General features: G+C 40.4%; 26 protein-coding genes. 22 read left to right on the top strand and 4 right to left on the bottom strand.

Features of this window, described 5'->3' with window-relative positions; translation table 11 throughout:
- The first annotated feature begins 148 nt into the window (after positions 1–148).
- From H4J63_RS11510 to H4J63_RS11525, 4 genes are all read left to right on the top strand, one after another.
- Positions 149–1,030, top strand: a complete 882-nt coding sequence (locus tag H4J63_RS11510; RefSeq protein ID WP_002959519.1) for an ABC transporter ATP-binding protein — start codon at positions 149–151, stop codon at positions 1,028–1,030.
- A gap of 9 nt (positions 1,031–1,039) precedes the next feature.
- Positions 1,040–4,618: a M1 family aminopeptidase gene (locus H4J63_RS11515; RefSeq protein WP_182196656.1), complete on the top strand. Its 3,579-nt coding sequence runs from the start codon at positions 1,040–1,042 to the stop codon at positions 4,616–4,618.
- A gap of 183 nt (positions 4,619–4,801) precedes the next feature.
- Positions 4,802–5,113 carry a Bor family protein gene (locus H4J63_RS11520; protein ID WP_182196659.1) on the top strand — a complete coding sequence of 104 codons (312 nt, stop codon included), beginning with the start codon at positions 4,802–4,804 and terminating at the stop codon, positions 5,111–5,113.
- Positions 5,110–5,445: a Bor/Iss family lipoprotein gene (locus H4J63_RS11525; RefSeq protein ID WP_182196661.1), complete on the top strand. Its 336-nt coding sequence runs from the start codon at positions 5,110–5,112 to the stop codon at positions 5,443–5,445. The genes H4J63_RS11520 and H4J63_RS11525 overlap by 4 nt, the downstream gene beginning before the upstream one ends.
- A gap of 54 nt (positions 5,446–5,499) precedes the next feature.
- Here the strand turns inward: H4J63_RS11525 and H4J63_RS11530 are convergent, their stop codons facing one another.
- The 4 genes from H4J63_RS11530 to H4J63_RS11545 form a co-directional block, all read right to left on the bottom strand.
- Positions 5,500–6,186 (bottom strand): TorF family putative porin, encoded by a 687-nt coding sequence (locus H4J63_RS11530; RefSeq protein WP_024591363.1) that lies wholly within the window; start codon positions 6,184–6,186, stop codon positions 5,500–5,502.
- Between the two features lie 277 nt (positions 6,187–6,463).
- Positions 6,464–7,627 (bottom strand): hypothetical protein, encoded by a 1,164-nt coding sequence (locus H4J63_RS11535; protein WP_024591362.1) that lies wholly within the window; start codon positions 7,625–7,627, stop codon positions 6,464–6,466.
- A 155-nt stretch (positions 7,628–7,782) separates the two neighbouring features.
- A complete protein-coding gene (locus H4J63_RS11540; RefSeq protein ID WP_002959505.1) occupies positions 7,783–7,983 on the bottom strand; it encodes a helix-turn-helix transcriptional regulator in 201 nt (66 codons plus the stop codon).
- Positions 7,984–7,991: 8 nt separating this feature from the next.
- Positions 7,992–8,411: a hypothetical protein gene (locus H4J63_RS11545; protein WP_024606325.1), complete on the bottom strand. Its 420-nt coding sequence runs from the start codon at positions 8,409–8,411 to the stop codon at positions 7,992–7,994.
- 232 nt (positions 8,412–8,643) lie between these two features.
- Here H4J63_RS11545 and H4J63_RS11550 point away from each other — a divergent pair, with 232 nt between their 5' ends.
- The 18 genes from H4J63_RS11550 (at position 8,644) to rplQ (ending at position 19,363) form a co-directional block, all read left to right on the top strand.
- Positions 8,644–10,614: an AsmA family protein gene (locus H4J63_RS11550; protein ID WP_182196664.1), complete on the top strand. Its 1,971-nt coding sequence runs from the start codon at positions 8,644–8,646 to the stop codon at positions 10,612–10,614.
- Positions 10,615–10,886: 272 nt separating this feature from the next.
- A complete protein-coding gene (gene rplN, locus H4J63_RS11555) occupies positions 10,887–11,255 on the top strand; it encodes a 50S ribosomal protein L14 (RefSeq protein WP_002959498.1) in 369 nt (122 codons plus the stop codon).
- 10 nt (positions 11,256–11,265) lie between these two features.
- Positions 11,266–11,580, top strand: a complete 315-nt coding sequence (gene rplX, locus H4J63_RS11560) for a 50S ribosomal protein L24 (protein ID WP_002959496.1) — start codon at positions 11,266–11,268, stop codon at positions 11,578–11,580.
- Positions 11,581–11,596: 16 nt separating this feature from the next.
- On the top strand, positions 11,597–12,136 hold the full coding sequence (gene rplE / locus H4J63_RS11565) for a 50S ribosomal protein L5 (RefSeq protein ID WP_010554915.1): 540 nt from the start codon (positions 11,597–11,599) through the stop codon (positions 12,134–12,136).
- A gap of 10 nt (positions 12,137–12,146) precedes the next feature.
- The gene (gene rpsN / locus H4J63_RS11570; RefSeq protein ID WP_006794245.1) at positions 12,147–12,452 is read left to right on the top strand and encodes a 30S ribosomal protein S14; all 306 of its coding nucleotides are present in this window, start codon (positions 12,147–12,149) and stop codon (positions 12,450–12,452) included.
- A gap of 21 nt (positions 12,453–12,473) precedes the next feature.
- The gene (rpsH, locus tag H4J63_RS11575; RefSeq protein WP_002959491.1) at positions 12,474–12,866 is read left to right on the top strand and encodes a 30S ribosomal protein S8; all 393 of its coding nucleotides are present in this window, start codon (positions 12,474–12,476) and stop codon (positions 12,864–12,866) included.
- Between the two features lie 13 nt (positions 12,867–12,879).
- Positions 12,880–13,413 carry a 50S ribosomal protein L6 gene (rplF, locus tag H4J63_RS11580; protein ID WP_024606323.1) on the top strand — a complete coding sequence of 178 codons (534 nt, stop codon included), beginning with the start codon at positions 12,880–12,882 and terminating at the stop codon, positions 13,411–13,413.
- 9 nt (positions 13,414–13,422) lie between these two features.
- Positions 13,423–13,773, top strand: coding sequence for a 50S ribosomal protein L18 (rplR, locus tag H4J63_RS11585; protein WP_002959486.1), 351 nt, complete (start codon positions 13,423–13,425; stop codon positions 13,771–13,773).
- A 9-nt stretch (positions 13,774–13,782) separates the two neighbouring features.
- Complete coding sequence (rpsE, locus tag H4J63_RS11590) at positions 13,783–14,289, top strand: 30S ribosomal protein S5 (protein WP_002959485.1); 507 nt, start codon at positions 13,783–13,785, stop codon at positions 14,287–14,289.
- A 2-nt stretch (positions 14,290–14,291) separates the two neighbouring features.
- Complete coding sequence (rpmD, locus tag H4J63_RS11595; RefSeq protein ID WP_002959482.1) at positions 14,292–14,474, top strand: 50S ribosomal protein L30; 183 nt, start codon at positions 14,292–14,294, stop codon at positions 14,472–14,474.
- 4 nt (positions 14,475–14,478) lie between these two features.
- Positions 14,479–14,913, top strand: a complete 435-nt coding sequence (gene rplO, locus H4J63_RS11600; protein ID WP_002959480.1) for a 50S ribosomal protein L15 — start codon at positions 14,479–14,481, stop codon at positions 14,911–14,913.
- 10 nt (positions 14,914–14,923) lie between these two features.
- Positions 14,924–16,252, top strand: a complete 1,329-nt coding sequence (gene secY / locus H4J63_RS11605; protein ID WP_002959478.1) for a preprotein translocase subunit SecY — start codon at positions 14,924–14,926, stop codon at positions 16,250–16,252.
- 22 nt (positions 16,253–16,274) lie between these two features.
- The gene (gene rpmJ, locus H4J63_RS11610) at positions 16,275–16,388 is read left to right on the top strand and encodes a 50S ribosomal protein L36 (protein ID WP_002959476.1); all 114 of its coding nucleotides are present in this window, start codon (positions 16,275–16,277) and stop codon (positions 16,386–16,388) included.
- Between the two features lie 125 nt (positions 16,389–16,513).
- Entirely contained in the window at positions 16,514–16,870 is a 357-nt protein-coding gene (rpsM, locus tag H4J63_RS11615) for a 30S ribosomal protein S13 (protein WP_002959473.1), read from the top strand.
- Between the two features lie 12 nt (positions 16,871–16,882).
- Entirely contained in the window at positions 16,883–17,269 is a 387-nt protein-coding gene (gene rpsK, locus H4J63_RS11620) for a 30S ribosomal protein S11 (protein ID WP_002959471.1), read from the top strand.
- 21 nt (positions 17,270–17,290) lie between these two features.
- Positions 17,291–17,911 carry a 30S ribosomal protein S4 gene (gene rpsD, locus H4J63_RS11625; RefSeq protein ID WP_002959461.1) on the top strand — a complete coding sequence of 207 codons (621 nt, stop codon included), beginning with the start codon at positions 17,291–17,293 and terminating at the stop codon, positions 17,909–17,911.
- Between the two features lie 24 nt (positions 17,912–17,935).
- The gene (locus H4J63_RS11630; protein WP_002959452.1) at positions 17,936–18,922 is read left to right on the top strand and encodes a DNA-directed RNA polymerase subunit alpha; all 987 of its coding nucleotides are present in this window, start codon (positions 17,936–17,938) and stop codon (positions 18,920–18,922) included.
- A 39-nt stretch (positions 18,923–18,961) separates the two neighbouring features.
- Positions 18,962–19,363 carry a 50S ribosomal protein L17 gene (gene rplQ, locus H4J63_RS11635; protein WP_002959450.1) on the top strand — a complete coding sequence of 134 codons (402 nt, stop codon included), beginning with the start codon at positions 18,962–18,964 and terminating at the stop codon, positions 19,361–19,363.
- The last annotated feature ends 1,146 nt before the right edge of the window (positions 19,364–20,509 follow it).

A 20,509-nucleotide genomic window follows, 5' to 3' on the forward strand; every position in this document is an offset into this window, starting at 1 on the left:
ACCGAGTGAATACAGTGCAGGCAAGTGTTATGAGTTTAAATTATGTTTATTTATTGTTACAAATTTAACCAGCAAGTAACTTATGTTCCTATTTTCCTTGTGGTATAAAACATTATAAAAATAATTACTCATATTCAAGGAAGTAAAAATGCTATCAATAACAGGGTTATCTAAAACCTACGATAATGGCGTACATGCACTACAAGGTGTTGATTTATCTATCGGCAAAGGGATGTTTGGATTACTTGGGCCAAATGGCGCAGGTAAATCATCGCTAATGCGTACCATTGCAACACTGCAGTCGGCTGATTCGGGTTCAATCACTTTTGATGGTATTGATGTTTTTAAAGACCCACAGGCTTTGCGCCAACGTTTAGGTTATCTACCGCAAGATTTTGGTGTATACCCACGGGTAAGTGCCTACGACTTGCTAGACCATATGGCTGTTTTAAAGGGAATTCATAATAAAGCAGAGCGTAAAGAGTCGGTTGAAGGATTACTTGCACATACTAATTTATATCAACATCGCTCAAAAGCGGTAAGTGGCTTTTCGGGCGGTATGCGCCAGCGTTTTGGTATTGCACAAGCCTTACTAGGTGACCCCGACTTACTTATCGTTGATGAACCAACAGCGGGGCTAGATCCTGAAGAGCGTAATCGTTTTCATAACTTGTTAGTAAGCTTAGGCGAGCAAAAAGTCGTTATATTATCGACCCACATTGTTGAAGATGTAGCAGAGCTTTGCCCAAACATGGCGGTGCTGGCAGGCGGTAAAATACTATTAGAGGGCAATCCAATTGCCCTTACCGATAAACTCCAAGGCCAAATTTGGCGCAAAGCCATGAGCCAAGAAGAAGCGCTAGAGCTTGAACCGCAGCTGCCTGTTATTTCAAAACGCTTATTTGCTGGGCAAACCATATTACATGTATTAGCCAATGAAGCCCCTGAAGGTTTTGAGCTCAGCAGTGCAAACCTAGAAGATGTGTATTTTTCTACGTTGCTTAATCATCGTAACAGCCAAGTAGCATAAGGGGGCGCTATGTTTTTTAATATGCTCGCGTTTGAGCTGCGCTATTTTATGCGTCAGCCTTCGTTTTATGTGACCTCATTAATATTCTTTTTTATGGCGTTTTTTATAAGCTCCAGTAGTAAGTTTCCGTTAGGTGGGGCTAATGTTCATATGAACTCGCCTTATACCATTATGGTTTTAACGGTTACCTTTTGTACGCTTGCTATGTTTTTAGTGGTTAACTTTGTTGCAAGCTCAGCGATTCGCAACAGCGAGACCAAAATGGATGAGCTGGTGTTTAGTAAGCCCGTTAACCCGCTTGCTTATCAATCAGGACGTTTTTTTGGTGCTTACTTGGTTGTGCTAGTTGTTTTTTTAACTGTGCCATTAGGCGTATTTTTGGGATCTCAATTTGGCTTGTTGGTTGGCTGGCTCGATAGCGAGCTAGTAGGCCCCAATAAGTTTATATATTACGCAGCGCCTTTTTTATATTTAGCAGTGCCAAGCTTATTGGTCCTCAGTGCTATTTTTAATAGTGTGGCGGTCTATTTTAAAACCATGATGGCGGTATATGTAACGGCCGTGGTGGTTTATATAACCTACCAATTGGCGAGTATCTATTTTGATGATTTAGCGTTTAGAAATATTGTTGTTTACGCAGACCCATTTGGCACAGGGTCGTTAATTGACTTAACCCGTTACTGGACTGTAAGTGATAAAAATACTGAAGTGTTAACGCTTTCGGGCGATTTTTTAATTAACCGTATTTTATGGGTAGCAATAAGTTTAGCGATGTTTTTTGGCCTCGGAAAGTTAGGTAATCGCGTAGTCACTAAAAAACAGAAAAAGCAATTTGCTGTCTCTACGTTTGTAAAAAATAAACAAGCAGCACTTATTAGCAGCGCTAAAAATTACAAGTCAAAAGGGGTAAATACGAAATCGCAATTAGTAATGCGCAGCTTATTTGAACTTAAGCAAGTTATATTAAGTGCCCCTTTTATGATTTTAGCGGGTGTCAGTATTACTATGTTACTCGCACCACTTTTTGCACCTATTGGCGCATATGGCACAACGGATTGGCCGCTCACACAAAACATGGTGGGCATTATTCAAAACTCCTCCGCTTTGTTTATGTTTATCATTATTGCTTATTACAGCGCAGAGCTGGTTTGGCGAGAACGCCAAAGTGGTATGGGTGATATTGTTGACAGTTTCCCGGTGCATAACAGTGTGTTTTGGGTATCTAAAATTATTGCGTTAATCACTGCAGTTTGTGGCCTTTATTTAGTAGGCATGATGTTTACCATTGCAGTGCAGCTATTTAAGGGGCAATTTAACCTAGAGCTTGGTCAGTACTTATTTAGGTTGGGTTACCTTACATTACTGCCTTTTATTATGATGGCTATATTGGCGTTCTTTTTACAAATAATTAGCCCTAATAAATACATAGGTATGGGTTTATTTATTTTGTATTACATTGCTCAAATGGTAATGGGTGCTTACGGGTTTGAGCATCATATGTATCATTTTTCGCAAAGCAGTAGCGTACCGTATTCAGATATAAACGGTTATGGACATTTTTTACAAGGCGCGCATTGGTATACCCTATATTGGGGGGCATTGAGTGTGTTTTTAGCTATTGTAGGGTTTGCTTTATGGCATCGCGGCCCGTCGCAAACATTGCGTACTCGTTTATCTTTAGTACGTTACAACATGTCTTTAAAAGGCCAGATTGCAGCCGTTATAAGTTTATTGGTATTTGTGGGCGCGGGTTATAACATTTATTACAACACCCGTGTAATCAACGAGTTTGTAACAAGTGATGATAGCGAAGCGCTACAAGTAAGGTATGAGCAAGAGTTTTCACAATACAAAGACTTGCCACTGCCTATAATAACTGATGTTGATTTAAACATTGATATTTATCCTAAAAAGCGTGCTTTAAATGCCGTGGCTAAAATTAAGTTTACCAATACCGCAAACGAGCCAATAACCCGTGTGTTAATCAACGAGCCTAGCCAATCTAAAAGCTGGGATGTAAAAATGGCGGGCGGAAAAATAGTAGAGCGTTTAACCGATTTTGGCATGGTATGGTTTGAGTTTGAACAACCGCTAATGCCTAATGAAGTACGCGAAGGTGAGCTTTCTGTTTCTCGTGAACACGACGGTTTTGTTGATAGAAGATCTGATACTCAACTCGTGCACAACGGGACATTTGTAAATAATGGAGAATTATTACCAAATTTTGGTTATCAAAAGTATTTTCAAATTGCCGATAAATATGAGCGCCGCAAGCACGATTTACCCGAACTTGAGCGCGCACATAAACTAGAAGACAGCCGCTATTATACGCAAAATGAGTTTGGGCCTGCTAATGGATTTATAAACTACAAGGCAACCGTAACCACCGATGAGTCACAATTTGCGATTACTCCAGGTTACTTAAAAGATGAGAGTGTAAAAGATGGACGCCGCACCTTTGTTTATGAAATGGATGCTCCAATTATAAACTTTTACTCTGTGCTTTCGGCAGAGCTTGAAAGTAAAAAGGTTGAGCATAATGGGGTAAATATTGAGGTGTACTACCACAAAGATCATGCATGGAATGTTGACCGCATGATTGAGTCAGTTCAAGACTCAATAGATTACTACACGCAAGCCTTTGGCCCGTATCAGCATAGACAGCTTCGTATTATTGAGTTTCCTAAGTATCGCTCGTTTGCGCAAAGTTTTGCCAATACGGTACCTTACTCAGAAAGTATGGGCTTTATTACAGACTTAAGAGATGAGAGTAAAGTTGACTACCCTTACTATGTAACCGCACATGAAGTTGCTCACCAATGGTGGGGGCATCAAGTATCGGGGGCTAATGTAGAGGGCAGTGCCGTTATTTCTGAATCGCTCTCCCAATACAGTGCGCTTATGGTGCTAAAAAAACGCTTTGGCGCAGAGAAGCTTCGTAAATTCTTAAAGTACGAGTTAGATAAATACTTAATGGGCCGTACTGGCGAAGCCTTTGAAGAAATGCCACTATATAAAACGCAGGCTCAACAATACCTTCATTACAATAAAGGCTCAGTTGCGATGATGGCGATTTATGATCGTTTAGGTGAAGTACGCTTAAATGCAGCACTTAAAGCGTTTTTGAATGAGTTTAAATATCAATCAACGCCATATCCAACCACACTTGATTTACTTAGTTATTTAAAGCGAGATGCAACACAAGCTGAACAACGTTTTATTGATGATCAGTTTAAATATATAACGCTTTATGAGCTTGAAATGAAAGAAGTGTCGGTTACAGATGATGTTGATAGCGAAGGTTTTTATAAGGTAACACTGAGCGTTGAAGCAACTAAGCAGCATGCCGATGGCCAAGGTGAAGAAACCGAACAACCACTCGATGAGCTAATTGATATTGCATTATTTAGCGACGACCCTGAAAACTTACTCGCTGAAGACTTTGTTATTTATTCGCAAAAGCATCAAATAGTATCTGGTACCAATACTATTGAGCTAAAAGTAAAAGAAAAACCATTATTTGCAGGGGTTGATCCTTATATTAAGCTGGTCGACAAAGACAGTAAAAACAACTTAGCTAAGTTTTAAAGTCTATTTATTTACTAACCACTTAAACTGACTACTTTAAAGGCCGCATTTATGCGGCCTTTATGTGTAATAAACTGTATAAAACTTCATAGCGTTTCTACATATTCCCCACAGCTTTTTACGCTAATATTTTATGTTCTCTTATAAAGTTACCTTACTGGTATTTAGTTTATAAGGAAGAGTATGAAACCATTAATTATAGGGGCGATAGCATTAAGCCTCAGTGCTTGTTCTGCGGTAACCATTCAGCCACGGGCAACAGCAAAAATAACGAGCCAAGCTAATTACGAAGATAGCCGCCCATTTTATTTATGGGGATTAGTGGGTGAGCAGCGGGTAGACGTAAAACAAATATGCTCAAATACACCGGTTATTCAAATGCAGTCACAACAAACGTTTAGTGATGGAGCGCTGAGTTTAATTACGCTTGGAATATACTCGCCCCATACCATTAAAGTGTGGTGCCAAGAGCAAATACTAGGGGAGACATTATGAGCATCAAGCTATTTGCAGGCGGTTGCACACTGATTATTTTAACGGGGTGTACAAATATTTACTTTGATAACGGTATACAGAGCAAACTAAGCAATAAAACTCTAAAAAGCTCACAGTGGCATCATAATTTTGCACTTGCGTTGTACGAGGGATCAGAGCCGTTAGATTTAACAACACATTGCCCACAAGGGGAGTGGCAAAGCGTTCATACGTATAAATCGTTTACTAATGGTTTAGCTGAGGTGGTTGTGAATCAAATAGGCCCAGCTTGGTACCCTAAAACAGTAGAAGTACAATGTAATAAGGTACCATTTAAAGCAAAACAGCTATAAAACAAGAAAAGGGCCAAAAGGCCCTTCGTGTTGCAGCAAGTAACACATTCTTTCTTATAAATTAAAGTCTACAGAATAAGCAACGTAAGCTTTAATATCTGAATCATCCATATCTGTATCAGATAAACCAAAAGTGAAACCATCTTTCGAAATTGATACACCGTAATCTAAGATATTATCATCGCCAATAAAGTCACCAGAGTAGTGGCCTAAGTGAAGTGCCATTTCAGTGCCGTTACTGCCAACAGCAAAACCGTAATCAGCTGTCAGGTAAAGTGAATCACCAAAGTCTGTACCATCACCACTTGCAGCTGATGTTGCAAGTACTGAAGCACCAAATGTAAAGCCTTCAACACTGATGCTACCGTAAATTTCAGAGAAATCTGCGTCTGCTTCAGAAGCTGCGTCTGGGTAAGCGTAATAAATATAGCCAACATCGTAGCTAACGCTTTCGTTAATGTCGCCACCAAAGCCTGCGTATAAATCAAGCTCATAGGTCATTTCATCTGCCCACGATGCATTTGAAGCCCAAGTACCTGCATAAAAGCCCGATTCATTGGCGTAATCAATACCGCCTGAAATAGCTGCATCGCCCCCAGTTTGCTCTTGACCACGCCATAAGTAGTTTGATGTTGCCGCTGCGTTTGCTGTTACTTCAGCATGTACGGCTGTTGACGTTAAAGATGTTGCGCCCATTAATGCTATAGCACTTATAGCGATGGTTTTTTTTAGTTTTAGCATGTCCATTTCCCGTTATATGATTTTTGCTCGCCAAGGTTTTTATTATGTATTCGGAACCTTTAGGCTGACGGCTTTTTATTGTTTAACTAACGGGATAATTGCACTGTATGTGCCAGCTTCATTATTTTTTATTAAAAATTATTTTTTATTTATTAAAAACATGAGCTTGAATTTTATGAATAGGATGGGGATATAACATGAAGGAAGATGTTGCGCACATTGCTGGTGCATAAATTAACCTAGCCGCACCATAAAAGTACGGCTAAATTAGAAGATTTTAACCGAATATAGTGCGCATAAGGCTAATTGTTTCGTTTACGCTGCGACCTTTTTGTACTTCACTCACAATTGAATCACGTTTACTGCGAATGTGTTCAGGAATATCGTCAGCAGCAAGTGCACGGTCTACTAATATTTCTGCAGACTCTTTACCTCTACGCTGAGTTTTACCTGTTGTAGTTGTAGTACGTTTAGGCTTGGTTAGCAGTTTAATGTAGTTAGAGTTATCTGGTGTTTTAGCATCAGCGTAGTGAAAGAAACATGGAATTAATGCTTTAATAGCAACCAATTGTTCTTCTAACTCGTTACTAGGTTTAGCCATTTTGTACCATGACATAGCTTGAATACCTTTTACGATATCTTGCCAGTAACGTTCAAAATCACTATTTTTAAGTTTAGAAACACCAAGGGCACCACATAATGCATCTAATCGATTATTTGTAATCGGAGTAAATAAATCAGGGCGGCGCATTGCAAGCAGTCGTGTTGCAGGCGCAAGTGTTGGTTTTTCGTTGTTGTCGGTAAATATTTTTGAATAAGCAGCAACAAATTGTTGATACTCATATTGAGTAATATCACCTTCAAGTGGAATATTCACTAGTGCATCGTCAAAAGCACCTGGTAAATCACCAAGCATTTGATGGAAGCTCTTTGCACTCTTTGTAGATGCAAACCATTCAACGTCAAAGTTGTATGTGCTTGGATCAAGTGATGCCATGTGCTTACCGCTAAACGCAAGTAAGTCTTCAGGAATCATATCTTTAAGAGATTGTTCACGAATGCTTTTAATGTAGTCTACTAAGCGAAGCTGTTCATCAAGAGCAATAACGTCTTTGTGTTGTTCTACAAATACACTTACTACAGGCCACGGAGCAATACGTAAAGTTTTAACCTGTAAAAAGCTGATAGCTGAAATAAGCTGATCGTGTAGCTTCTTAAGTACTGGTAATTGCTGCGGCTCTAGTAAATCGTAGTTCATACGATCTCTGCTTGCACTTAGCAATTCGTAACACCAAGGTAAAAAATCATCAGGGTGGTTTTCTACTTTCACGGCCATAAGGTTAAGGCTTAATTCTGAAGATTGCTTCAGAATGTTCTGATAGATTTGATTTTCTTGTTCGCCTAGCGTCATTTTTGACGGTGAAATTAGCAGTTTTTTCATGCCTTGTAGAATCTCCGGTTTAGATATATATTTTTTTGCTGGTCTATTTTAGCGCAATTACGTTAATAACAACAGCGCTGTCCTCCATACGTTGTAATTGAAGTAGCTAAATCGGTGTTTTTGCTAATAGAATGAGACTAACGCTTTAACATGTATCAATCATTTTTATCTAGTACAAAGAGACTTTCAACTGAGGTATTAAAATGCTTTGCTATTTTTAGAGCAATTATTACCGAAGGGGTAAATCGTGCCGTTTCTACTGTACTAATAGTCTTACGTGAAACCGCAATTAGATCAGCCAAGTCTTGTTGAGAAAGGCCTGCTTCTTTGCGGTATTTTGCAATTTTATTTTGCACTTTTGCTCCTAATTTTTGCTTTGCCAAAGAATTGATACGCCGTATATTAAACTCATTACAGCAAGGTAAAATGTAGCCATCATGCTGTGAGATACTTCTAAAGCAAGAGTATCGGAGAGTAAGTACACGCCACCCATACTAAAAAGTAAGCCAAGCACGACATGTTTATAGGCAATAGTGTCGATGGTATTTAAATACTCATCTTTATATGTAAGGTGGTATTTCATTCTCCATGTAAACCCGCCTCTGATCACAAACATAAAGAATGAACCTAAAAAAGCAGCAGTTCCTAAAAACAATAGTGGGGCTGATGTTTGATTAAGCATTGGGTAAACACTAATGATTAATAAAGTGACCCCCATGAATAATGAAAACCATGCATTTTGGCCCATAAATTTTTCTTCACTTTTAATATCGTAATTAGACATAGCTCATTTCCTTTTAAAATTTTTACAATATGCAACCTTAAGGTATCAATGTAACCTTAAGGTTTCATTGGGTCAATATTTATTTGTAACCTAAAGGTATCAAAATGTTTCAGGGGCGATTCAGGATGGGAATGTAATATCTAATAAAAAGCTTTTTTATCAGAACGACAATGATTTTAAGGCTAACACTCGCTATGATAAGAACATTATTTGCACGTTTGAAAGGACGATCATGAAAACCTTACTTAAAATTGTAGGTGTAATACTTTTACTATGTATAGCACTAATTGTTGCCGCACCGTTTTTAATCCCTACTGATACTATTTTTAACAAAGTTTCAGAACAGGTAGAACAAACAACTGGGCGCACTCTCACTATTAAAGGTGATAAAACACTTAGCGTATTCCCTGCATTAAAGTTAGAACTTAACGACGTGCATTTTGCAAATATGGAACCAGGTTCGCGCGCCGATATGGCGAGTATGAAACAGCTTGCTGTACACATACCTTGGTTTTCATTATTTGGTGGTGAGTTTAAATTAGATAAGTTTGTTATAAACGAACCAAATATCCTATTAGAAACCGACAAAAATGGTAAAGCCAATTGGCAGTTGTTTGATGCAGTTGCAGAGCAACCAAAAGAGCAGAGCCAACCAGGTGAAGCGATAAAGCTTCCAGATAACTTTGATATTGAGTTAGGTGAGGTTGCTATTTATGGCGGCACATTCACTTATCTAGATGGTCAAACAGGTGCCAAACAACAAATTAGCGATTTAGAACTCGCTATTTTACTTCCTTCACTTCGTAAAACATTAGAAGTAAAAGGAGGTATTACTTATATGCAAGAGCGTTTTGATCTTGATATAAAATTAGATACTCCTGCTAAAGCAATTGAAGGTGCTACTTTTAATGTTAAACAAACCTTAGATTCTCGTTTAGTTGATTTAACGTTCGAAGGGAGCATAGCTAAGCAAGGTCAAGATATTAAAGGTCAGTTAGCACTAAGCGGTGAGTCTGTTAAAAGTATTGCGAAATGGCAAGGTGTAGAGCTAGACGCTAAAGACAATGCTTTTAACGGATTTAGTGTAAACGGTAAAATGCACCTACTAGGTGAGAAATTTAATTTAGAAGATTTAGTTGCGACGTTAGACGCATTAGAAATAAAAGGTAAGAGCGAGCTTAACCTAGGTAAGCGTTTAGCAGTAAATGCTGATATTGATTTAGGTATGCTTGACTTAAACCCATATCTACCTGAAGCAGTGGCAAAACAAGAAGAGCCAGAAGAGCAAGAAGATAAACCTGCAGAGCCAGTAGTATGGGATGACACTAAGATTGATTTACGTGCATTAAATTCACTAGATGCAAATGTAGTGATTCGTTCAAGTGGATTAAAAGCAAATGATATTAAATTAGGCGCAAATCAATTTACTGTTGCTTTAAAAAATAGCGTTGCAAAACTAAGCCTAGATAGCTTTTCTGCTTATGAAGGGTCAGGTAAAGGCGTTATCAATGTAAACGCACAGCAAGTACCTTATAAAATATCAACTAACTTTGACTTAGCTGGAATAGATGCACAGCCTTTATTAACGGATGCGGCAGGTTTTGACAAGCTAATGGGTAAGGGGTCTTTAAATTGGAACCTAAACACAACTGGCCAAAGTCAAAAGTCGTTTATTGGTGCGCTTAATGGAAAGCTTGGATTTGAGTTTGCTGATGGAGCTGTAAAAGGTGCAAATATAGCTGAGATGGTTCGTAAAGGTAAGGAACTCATTTCAGGTAACTTTGGTGCTGCATCTGAAGGGCTTGATACCGGATTTGAAGAATCTGAGCAAACAGATTTTTCAGCATTAACTGGAAGTTTTAACTTTACTAATGGCGTTGGCAAAAATACCGACCTATCACTTATCAGCCCACTTATTAGAATATCAGGTGAAGGCGACGTTGATTTACCGCAAACAACGGTCAACTATCGTTTGGTTACAGGTATAGTTGGATCTATCGAAGGTCAGGGAACTACCGATGACAGCACTGGCTTTAAAATACCACTACGTATAAAAGGGCCTTTCCACGATGTAGGTATAAAGCTAGATGTTGGTGATGCGCTCAAAGATGAAGCTAAGCAGAAGGTCGATGAGGCAAAAGAAAAAGCCAAAGACAAAGCAAAAGATAAAATTAAAGATAAATTAAAAGGTTTATTTGGTTAATTTATTATACTTTAAACAAACAAGGCACATTACAGGTGCCTTGTTTGTTTTGTAACCACCTGTAAAATAGCTACATAGCCGTAATTACTCAGCTTTAATTTCCCATCACTCCAAATTAATTAAAAAATAACCTATCGCTACCCCCTCAATGCTGGTACAATTGCCCGCCCTTAAGAGACAACTCGTTTGTTTTTGAGTGGGATTTAATCGAAATGTCTTGATTTTAAACAAATTTAAGACACGTTGTAATTACTACACCGGAGGTCATTAACATGATCCAAATGCAAACTCAGCTGGAAGTTGCTGATAACAGCGGCGCTCGCAAAGTGCAGTGTATAAAAGTCCTTGGTGGTTCTCACCGTCGCTACGCAGCGATTGGCGACATCATTAAAGTTTCTGTAAAAGAAGCTATTCCTCGCGGTAAAGTGAAGAAAGGTGATGTTAAAAACGCGGTAGTTGTGCGTACCAGAAAAGGTGTTCGCCGTCCAGATGGTTCTCTGATCCGTTTTGACAGCAACGCTGCTGTTATCTTAAATGATAACTTACAGCCAATTGGTACACGTATTTTCGGCCCTGTGACTCGCGAACTTCGTAATGATAAGTTCATGAAAATCGTTTCACTAGCCCCAGAAGTACTGTAAGGAGCCAATCATGGCAGCAAAAATACGTCGTGATGACGAAGTAATCGTACTAGCAGGTAAAGACAAAGGTAAGCGCGGAAAAGTGCTTTCAGTTGTTACTGAATCTGGTCGAATCTTTGTCGAAGGCATAAACTTGATCAAGAAACACCAAAAGCCGGTTCCACAATTGAACCAAGCTGGCGGCATTGTTGAGAAAGAAGCATCTATGGATGCATCAAACGTTGCGATCTTCAACTCGGAAACGAGTAAAGCTGATCGTGTAGGTTTCAAGATTGAAGATGGTAAGAAATTACGTATCTTTAAATCTACTGGTAAAACTATCTAATAGTTGGAGTAGAATGATGGCGAAACTGCATGAAGTATATAAAGACAAAGTAGTTGCTGAACTTCAAGAGAAGTTTGGTTTCAGCTCTGTCATGCAAGTCCCTCAGATCGAAAAGATCACATTGAATATGGGCGTGGGCGAAGCCCTAGCTGACAAGAAGATTTTAGATAACGCAGTAGCGGATCTAGCAGCAATCTCTGGTCAGAAACCTTTAATCACTAAAGCACGCAAATCTGTTGCTGGCTTTAAAGTGCGTGAAGGCTACCCGATTGGTTGTAAAGTAACCCTACGCGGCGAGCGTATGTGGGACTTTTTTGAGCGTTTGGTATCAATCGCTATCCCACGTATTCGTGACTTCCGTGGCGTAAGTGCAAAGTCTTTTGATGGACGTGGCAACTACAGCATGGGCGTACGTGAACAAATCATCTTCCCAGAAATCGATTACGATAAAGTAGACCGTGTACGCGGTATGGATATTACTATCACTACTTCTGCGAAATCTGATGAGGAAGGCCGTGCGTTGTTAGAAGCGTTTAACTTCCCATTTAAGAAATAAGGGTAGGGTTATGGCAAAGAATTCTATGAAAGCGCGCGAAGCAAAGCGCACAAAACTAGTTGCTCAGTACGCTGAAAAGCGCGCTGCACTAAAAGCTATCATCAGTGATGTTAACACATCTGAAGATGATCGTTGGGACGCGGTACTTAAGCTACAAGCTTTACCACGTGATTCTAGCCCTGCACGTCAACGTAATCGTTGTAACATTACGGGCCGCCCACATGGTTTCCTTCGCAAATTCGGCATGAGCCGTATTAAAGTTCGCGAAGCAGCTATGCGCGGTGAAATTCCTGGCCTTAAAAAGGCTAGCTGGTAATAGAATCATGGGAGTAAGACTATGAGCTTGCAAGATCCTATCGCGGATTTGTTCACACGAATTCGTAACGGTCAATCAGCGAAGAAAGTATCTGTAACGATGCCAACTTCAAAGCTGAAAGTAGCATTAGCTAAAGTACTAAAAGACGAAGGTTATATCGTAGATTTCGCTGTTAACGGCGAAACTAAACCTGAGCTTTCTATCGAGTTGAAGTACTTCGAAGGCAAAGCTGTAATTGAAAATATCCAGCGTGTAAGTCGCCCTGGTTTACGTATCTATAAGAAACGTGACCAATTACCTAAGGTAATGGGTGGTCTTGGTATCGCTATCGTATCAACTTCTAAAGGCCTAATGACAGACCGCGCAGCACGTAGTGCTGGTGTTGGTGGTGAAATCATTGGTTTTGTAGCTTAATCGGAGGGGAACTATGTCTCGCATAGCAAAGGCACCAATTACTGTTCCTGCCGGTGTAGAAGTTACATTAAAAGGCCAGGAAATCACAGTTAAAGGCAAAAACGGTGAACTTACTCGTACAATCAACAACGCTGTTGAAGTACAAGTAAATGAAAACGTTATTACTACTTTACCTCGTGATGGCGTAGCTAATGCATGGGCTCAAGCAGGTACTGCTCGCGCTCTAATCAACAACATGGTTGTTGGTACGCATGAAGGTTACGAGAAGAAACTTCAGTTAGTAGGCGTGGGTTACCGTGCTGCAGCGAAGGGTAAAACATTAGATTTAACTCTTGGCTTCTCACACCCAGTTAATTTCGCAGTTCCTGAAGGAATTACGATTGAAACTCCAAGCCAAACAGAAGTTCTAGTTAAGGGCGTAGACAAGCAGTTAGTTGGTCAAACAGCTGCTAACATTCGTGCATACCGTAAACCTGAGCCTTATAAAGGTAAGGGTGTTCGTTATTCAGATGAGAATGTACGCCGTAAAGAGGCTAAGAAGAAGTAAGGTAAGACGATGGATAAAAAAACAGCTCGTCTACGTCGTGCTAAACGCACTCGTAGAAATTATATTGAACAAGGCACAACGCGTCTTGTTATCCACCGCACGCCACGTCACATATACGCTCAAGTTGTAAATGCTGAGGGTAATGTACTGGCTGCTGCTTCTACTGTTGAAAAGGCTATTAGCGAAACAGTTAAAGGCACCGGTAACGTTGAAGCTGCGCAAGCAGTTGGCAAAGCGGTTGCTGAACGTGCGGCTGACAAAGGCATCGAAAAGATTGCTTTTGATCGCAGTGGCTTTAAATATCACGGCCGTGTGAAGGCGCTAGCTGATGCTGCGCGTGAAGCCGGTTTGCAATTCTAGGAGTAGACTATGGCTAACGTAGAAGCAAAGCAACAACAGCCTGATCTAGCTGAAAAGCTAATCGCGGTGAACCGTGTGTCTAAAGTAGTTAAAGGTGGTCGTATCTTTAGCTTTACTGCACTAACTGTAGTTGGTGACGGCGCAGGTAAAGTAGGTTTTGGTTATGGTAAAGCACGTGAAGTTCCAGCTGCTATTCAAAAAGCAATGGAAAAAGCACGTCGCAACATGATCAATGTAGACCTAAATGGCAATACATTACAGCATCCTGTTAAGGGACGTCATGCTGGCTCACTAGTGTTCATGAAACCAGCCTCTGAAGGTACTGGTATCATCGCAGGTGGTGCTATGCGTGCAGTACTAGAAGTGACTGGTGTTCAGAACGTACTTTCTAAATGTTACGGTTCTACTAACCCAATCAACGTAGTACGTGCAACGATTTCGGCTCTTGAGAATATGAATTCTCCACAGTCAATCGCTGCAAAACGTGGCCTTCGCGTAGACGAAATACTGGGGTAACCATGGCAAATCAAACTGTAAAAGTAACACAAGTAAAAAGCTCTATCGGTCGTTTACCGAAACATAAAGCTACATTACGCGGTCTTGGTTTACGTCGTATCAACCACACTGTTGAGTTAGAAGACACAGCATGTGTACGTGGTATGATAAACAAGGTTTCTTACATGGTTAAGGTAGAGGGTTAATTCGATGCATTTGAATACACTTTCACCTGCTGCAGGTTCAAAAACTGCTCCAAAACGTGTTGGTCGTGGTATCGGTTCTGGTCTAGGTAAGACTGGTGGTCGTGGTCACAAAGGTCAAAAATCACGTTCTGGCGGCAAAGTACGCGTTGGTTTTGAAGGCGGTCAAATGCCTATGCAACGTCGTCTACCTAAATTTGGTTTTACTTCTCGCAAATCTTTAGTATCTGCAGAAATAAACCTTTTTGAAATCGCTAAAGTTGAAGGCGATGTGGTAGACCTAAGCGCGTTACAAGCAGCTGGTCTAGTTAAAAAGAACGTTCTTTTCGTTAAAGTTGTTAAATCTGGCGAAGTTTCACGCGCTGTTACCGTTAAAGGCCTTAAAGCCTCTAAAGGTGCTCGCGAAGCTATTGAAGCTGCCGGAGGCAAGGTAGAAGACTAAGGAAGTACTAATGGCTAAACCAGGTCAAGATACAAAAAGTGCACAAGGTGGACTTTCGGAATTGAAGCGCCGATTACTCTTCGTATTGGGTGCTATCATAATTTACCGTCTAGGTTCATTTGTGCCGATCCCTGGGATTGACGCCGCTGTACTTGCCGATTTCTTCGAGCAACAAAAGGGCACCATTGTTGAAATGTTCAACATGTTCAGTGGTGGTGCACTTGAGCGAGCTTCAGTGTTAGCACTGGGTATTATGCCGTATATCTCGGCTTCGATTATTACGCAACTATTAACGCATATGTATCCTCCGTTTATAGAGCTTAAGAAAGAAGGTGAGCAAGGGCGTAAAAAAATTAGCCAGTACACACGCTATGGCACGCTTGTGCTAGCTACTATTCAATCAATCGGTATTGCTACTAGCTTACCGGGCATGATGGAGGGGTTAGTTGTTAACCCTGGTATGGGTTTCTATTTCACTGCTGTGGTGAGTTTAGTTACTGGTACTATGTTCCTTATGTGGTTGGGTGAACAAATAACAGAGCGTGGTATCGGTAACGGTATCTCTGTTCTAATATTTGTTGGTATTGTAGCTAACTTGCCGTCTGCTATTGGTTCGACAGTCGAAATGGCGCGCCAAGGTGATTTGAATGTTTTTGTACTGTTGATGGTTGCGGTAATCGTATTCGCTGTTACTTATCTTGTAGTGTTTTTCGAACGTGGACAACGTCGTATTGTTGTTAACTACGCTAAACGCCAACAAGGTCGTCAAGTATTTGCTGCCCAAAGCACGCATTTACCACTAAAAGTAAATATGGCGGGTGTTATTCCACCAATCTTCGCTAGCAGTATAATTCTGTTCCCTGGTACAATTGCTAGCTGGTTCGGCCAAGGTGAAGGTCCAGTCGCTGATGTATTACAAGCTGTTGCTACTACGTTGACTCCAGGTCAACCGTTGTACTCGCTTGTTTTAGCTGCGGCTATTATCTTCTTCTGCTTTTTCTACACAGCGTTGGTTTTTAACCCACGTGAAACAGCAGATAACCTTAAGAAATCTGGCGCATTTATCCCAGGTATTCGTCCAGGTGAGCAGACATCTAAATACATTGATAAAGTGATGACACGCCTGACATTGGCAGGTGCTTTGTATATAACCTTTATCTGTCTGGTGCCTGAATTCATGACGATGGCGTGGCAAACGCCATTCTACTTCGGCGGTACATCAGTTTTGATTATCGTTGTAGTAATCATGGACTTTATGGCACAAGTACAGACTCACCTGATGTCTCATCAGTATGATTCTGTGCTGAAAAAAGCGAACCTTAAAGGCTACGGTCGATAAGGTCAGTTTACGGAGTTGAGCAATGAAAGTACGTGCTTCCGTTAAGAAAATATGCCGTAACTGTAAAGTTATTAAACGTGCTGGTGTAGTACGCGTAATTTGCAGTGAGCCTAAGCATAAGCAAAGGCAAGGCTAAGTAAACAGTCGTGCAGGCTGAGTTTTCTCGGCCTGTGTTTTTAGTAGTGATTTGGTCTTCGTTTGAGTATCCTTACGGGCTTTTCAAACTTTTGATTACCAAATTCGAATATAGGAGATGTGTTAGTGGCCCGTATTGCTGGCATTAACGTCCCTGATCATAAACATGCAGTTATTGGTTTAACAGCTATTTATGGCATAGGTAAGACTCGCTCTAAGGCTATCTTAGAAGCGACTGGTATCGCCGAAACCACAAAAATCGGTGAACTTTCAGACGAAATTCTTGACGTACTGCGTGATGCAGTTGGCAAGTACACTGTTGAAGGTGATCTTCGTCGTGAAGTTACTTTAAATATCAAGCGCCTAATGGACCTTGGTTGTTATCGTGGCCTACGTCACCGTCGCTCTTTACCACTACGTGGTCAAAGAACTAAGACTAACGCGCGCACCCGTAAGGGTCCTCGTAAGCCTATTAAGCGATAAGGGGATAGTATTATGGCTAAGACACCAATTCGTCGTAAAAAGGTTAAAAAACAAGTTGCTGATGGTATGGCTCATGTTCATGCGTCTTTCAACAACACTATTGTAACGATTACCGACCGTCAAGGTAATGCACTATCATGGGCTACTGCCGGTGGTTCAGGTTTCCGTGGTTCACGTAAATCTACACCATTTGCTGCTCAGGTTGCTGCAGAGCGTGCAGGTACTGCTGCTCAAGAATACGGTTTAAAAAATCTAGAAGTTTTCATTAAAGGTCCAGGTCCAGGTCGTGAATCTGCTGTACGTGCTTTGAATGCTGCTGGTTACCGTATTACCAACATTACTGACGTGACGCCAATACCACATAATGGTTGTCGTCCACCGAAGAAACGTCGCGTTTAACAATAGGTTAGGAGAAATAACATGGCAAGATATTTGGGCCCTAAGCTCAAGCTGAGTCGTCGTGAAGGTACTGACCTGTTCCTTAAGAGCGGCGTAAGAGCTATCGACTCTAAGTGTAAACTTGAGACTGCACCTGGTCAGCACGGCGCTCGTAAAGGTCGCTTATCTGATTACGGTTTACAATTACGTGAAAAGCAAAAAGTACGTCGTATCTACGGTGTATTAGAAAAGCAATTCCGTAACTACTACAAAGAAGCTGCTCGCCTTAAAGGCAACACAGGTGAAAACTTGTTACAGCTTTTAGAGCAACGTTTAGACAATGTTGTATATCGCATGGGTTTTGCTAGCACACGTGCAGAAGCACGTCAGTTAGTAAGCCATAAAGCGATTTTAGTTAATGGTCGTGTTGTGAACATTCCTTCATACGTAATTACTCCAGAAGATACTGTTGTAATCCGTGAGAAGTCTAAGACGCAAGCACGTATTATCGCTGCTCTAGAGTTGGCTGAGCAACGTGAAAAGCCGACTTGGGTTGAAGTTGACGGTAAGAAATTGGAAGGCAGCTTTAAGCGTCTACCTGAGCGTTCAGACCTGTCTGCGGACATTAATGAACAACTAATCGTCGAACTTTACTCTAAGTAAAGTTAAGAGTTAAGAGAGGATAAAATGCAGGGTTCTGTTACAGAATTTCTAAAACCAAGGTTAGTCGACATCGACGCTATCAACCCAACGCGTTCTAAAATAGTTTTAGAACCATTAGAGCGTGGTTTTGGCCATACTCTGGGTAATGCTTTACGCCGTATATTACTTTCATCTATGCCTGGATGTGCAGTAACTGAAGTTGAAATCGACGGTGTATTACATGAGTACAGCGCGAAAGAAGGCGTTCAAGAAGACATCATTGAAATACTATTAAACCTTAAAGGTTTAGCAGTAACGTTAGAAGGCAAAGATGAAGTTTTTCTGACCCTGACTAAATCTGGTGTAGGCCCTGTTACTGCGGCTGATATTCAGCACGATGGCGATGTAACAATTGCTAATCCAGATCACGTTATTTGTAATTTAACTACAAATAACAGCGAGATCAGCATGCGTATTCGTGTTGAACGTGGTCGTGGTTATGTGCCGGCATCTAGTCGTTTATCCTCTGATGACGATGAGCGTCCAATTGGTAGATTGTTGCTTGATGCATCATTTAGCCCAGTTGAACGTATTGCGTACTCGGTTGAATCAGCTCGAGTTGAGCAACGTACAGATTTAGACAAGTTAATCATTGATATGGAAACAAACGGCACTTTAGATCCAGAAGAAGCGATCCGCCGTGCGTCTACTATCTTAGCTGAGCAATTAGATGCATTCGTAGATTTACGTGATGTAACTGAGCCAGAAGAGAAAGAAGAGAAGCCAGAATTCGATCCTATTCTACTTCGTCCAGTTGATGATCTTGAATTAACAGTACGCTCAGCAAATTGTTTGAAAGCCGAGCAAATTCAATATATCGGTGATTTAGTTCAGCGCACTGAAGTTGAGCTTCTTAAAACGCCTAATCTAGGTAAGAAGTCTCTAACTGAAATTAAAGACGTGCTAGCTTCACGTGGACTTTCTCTAGGTATGCGCCTAGAAAATTGGCCACCTGCAAGCTTAGCTGAATAATCTAAATCACTATATTAGTTTAGTTAGAAGGATAGGGTCATGCGCCATCGTAAGAGTGGTCGTCAATTAAACCGTAACAGTAGCCATCGTAAAGCGATGTTTAGCAATATGGCAGGTTCTTTGGTGAAACATGAAATCATCAAAACTACTTTGCCAAAAGCGAAAGAGTTACGTCGTGTAATTGAACCTTTAATCACACTGGCTAAGACTGACAGTGTAGCAAATCGCCGTTTAGCGTTTGCTCGCACGCGTGATAATGAAGTTGTTGGTAAATTATTCAGTGAAATCGGTCCACGTAACGCGGATCGTCCAGGTGGTTACACTCGTATTCTTAAGTGTGGCTTCCGTACTGGTGATAATGCACCAATGGCTTATATTGAACTAGTTGGTCGCCCAGCGACTAGCGAAGCAGTTCAAGAAGACGCACAGTCTGCAGAGTAAGTCTTAAAGAAACCTAAAAGCCGAGCTTATGCTCGGCTTTTTCTTGCCTAAAATTTGTCAAACTATATGAACCAGTAATTATCTTCTATTATGTGCATCGGCTCATAGATTCTGAATCGATAGGTTGTTTTGACTGCTGTTTTAATAACTTAGCCTAGTTATCTTTACTTACCATTCATCCAAAATAGCCTATCCGGTTTTAGTTAAAGAGTATTTTCACTTTATATAGTGATTTACAGTTATTAATAATAGCACTTCGAATTTAACTACCATTAAGCAATCCCTAACGAAGTTTTTAGTGATTAGAGCTGCTCAGAAGATATATGGGGTCGCTCTCTTATCTATATACCGATACTAAGAACCTCATAGTAAAGCTAACCATTGGGGCCTTAGTAAACTCACTTCTCAAATAAAAATATAGCCCAATGAATTTAAATCTCGGCTTTTGACTATTTCAAATGATTTTAGTAACACGACTCTTAACTTATTGGTTGGCTTTTTCAGCATTGATGATCCAAATATGTCTCTACTGATCACTAGTTACCATAACTTTGACTTTAAATAGCTCTTTAAACCCCTCAATACAGGAGGTTTAGTTGTGTTTTTGAGCGTTTAGCTCAAATACTCAGCGAACAGCACATTATTTCAAGTTTTCTTCAAAAAAGGGTTGATCTGTTTTCGGATCTCCCTATAATGCGACCCCACTGAGACGGGAAACAGCAACGCATAGCGAGGCACGAACAACTCAGGGTGTTAAGTAAAACTTAGATTGAATCTTTTTAGAAAGTTTAAATTTAAGTGTTGACAAAAAAATAGGAAAGCGTAATATGCGCAGCCCTAGCGAGATAAAGTTCAGCTTTATAATCGCAACGTTCTTTAACAATATAAAGCAATCATCTGTGTGGGCACTCGTACAGATTGAGTTCTAACAGCCAAGCTGCTTAGGTAGCGAGGCAAACAAATTAGAGTCTCAATTGAAACTGAGTGACCATATGTTATTAAAAGATTCAGCCTTGAGCTGTTTTGATTTTACTTTTTTAAAAGTGAAAATAATAACGCACAGTCAATTCGTTTTTGGCAACAAAAACAAAAATTCAGAATTCATTGAGCTGTCGAAAGACATAAAACTTTTTAATTGAAGAGTTT

This window comes from Pseudoalteromonas sp. 5Ae-yellow (genome assembly GCF_014077565.1).
GTDB lineage: Bacteria > Pseudomonadota > Gammaproteobacteria > Enterobacterales > Alteromonadaceae > Pseudoalteromonas.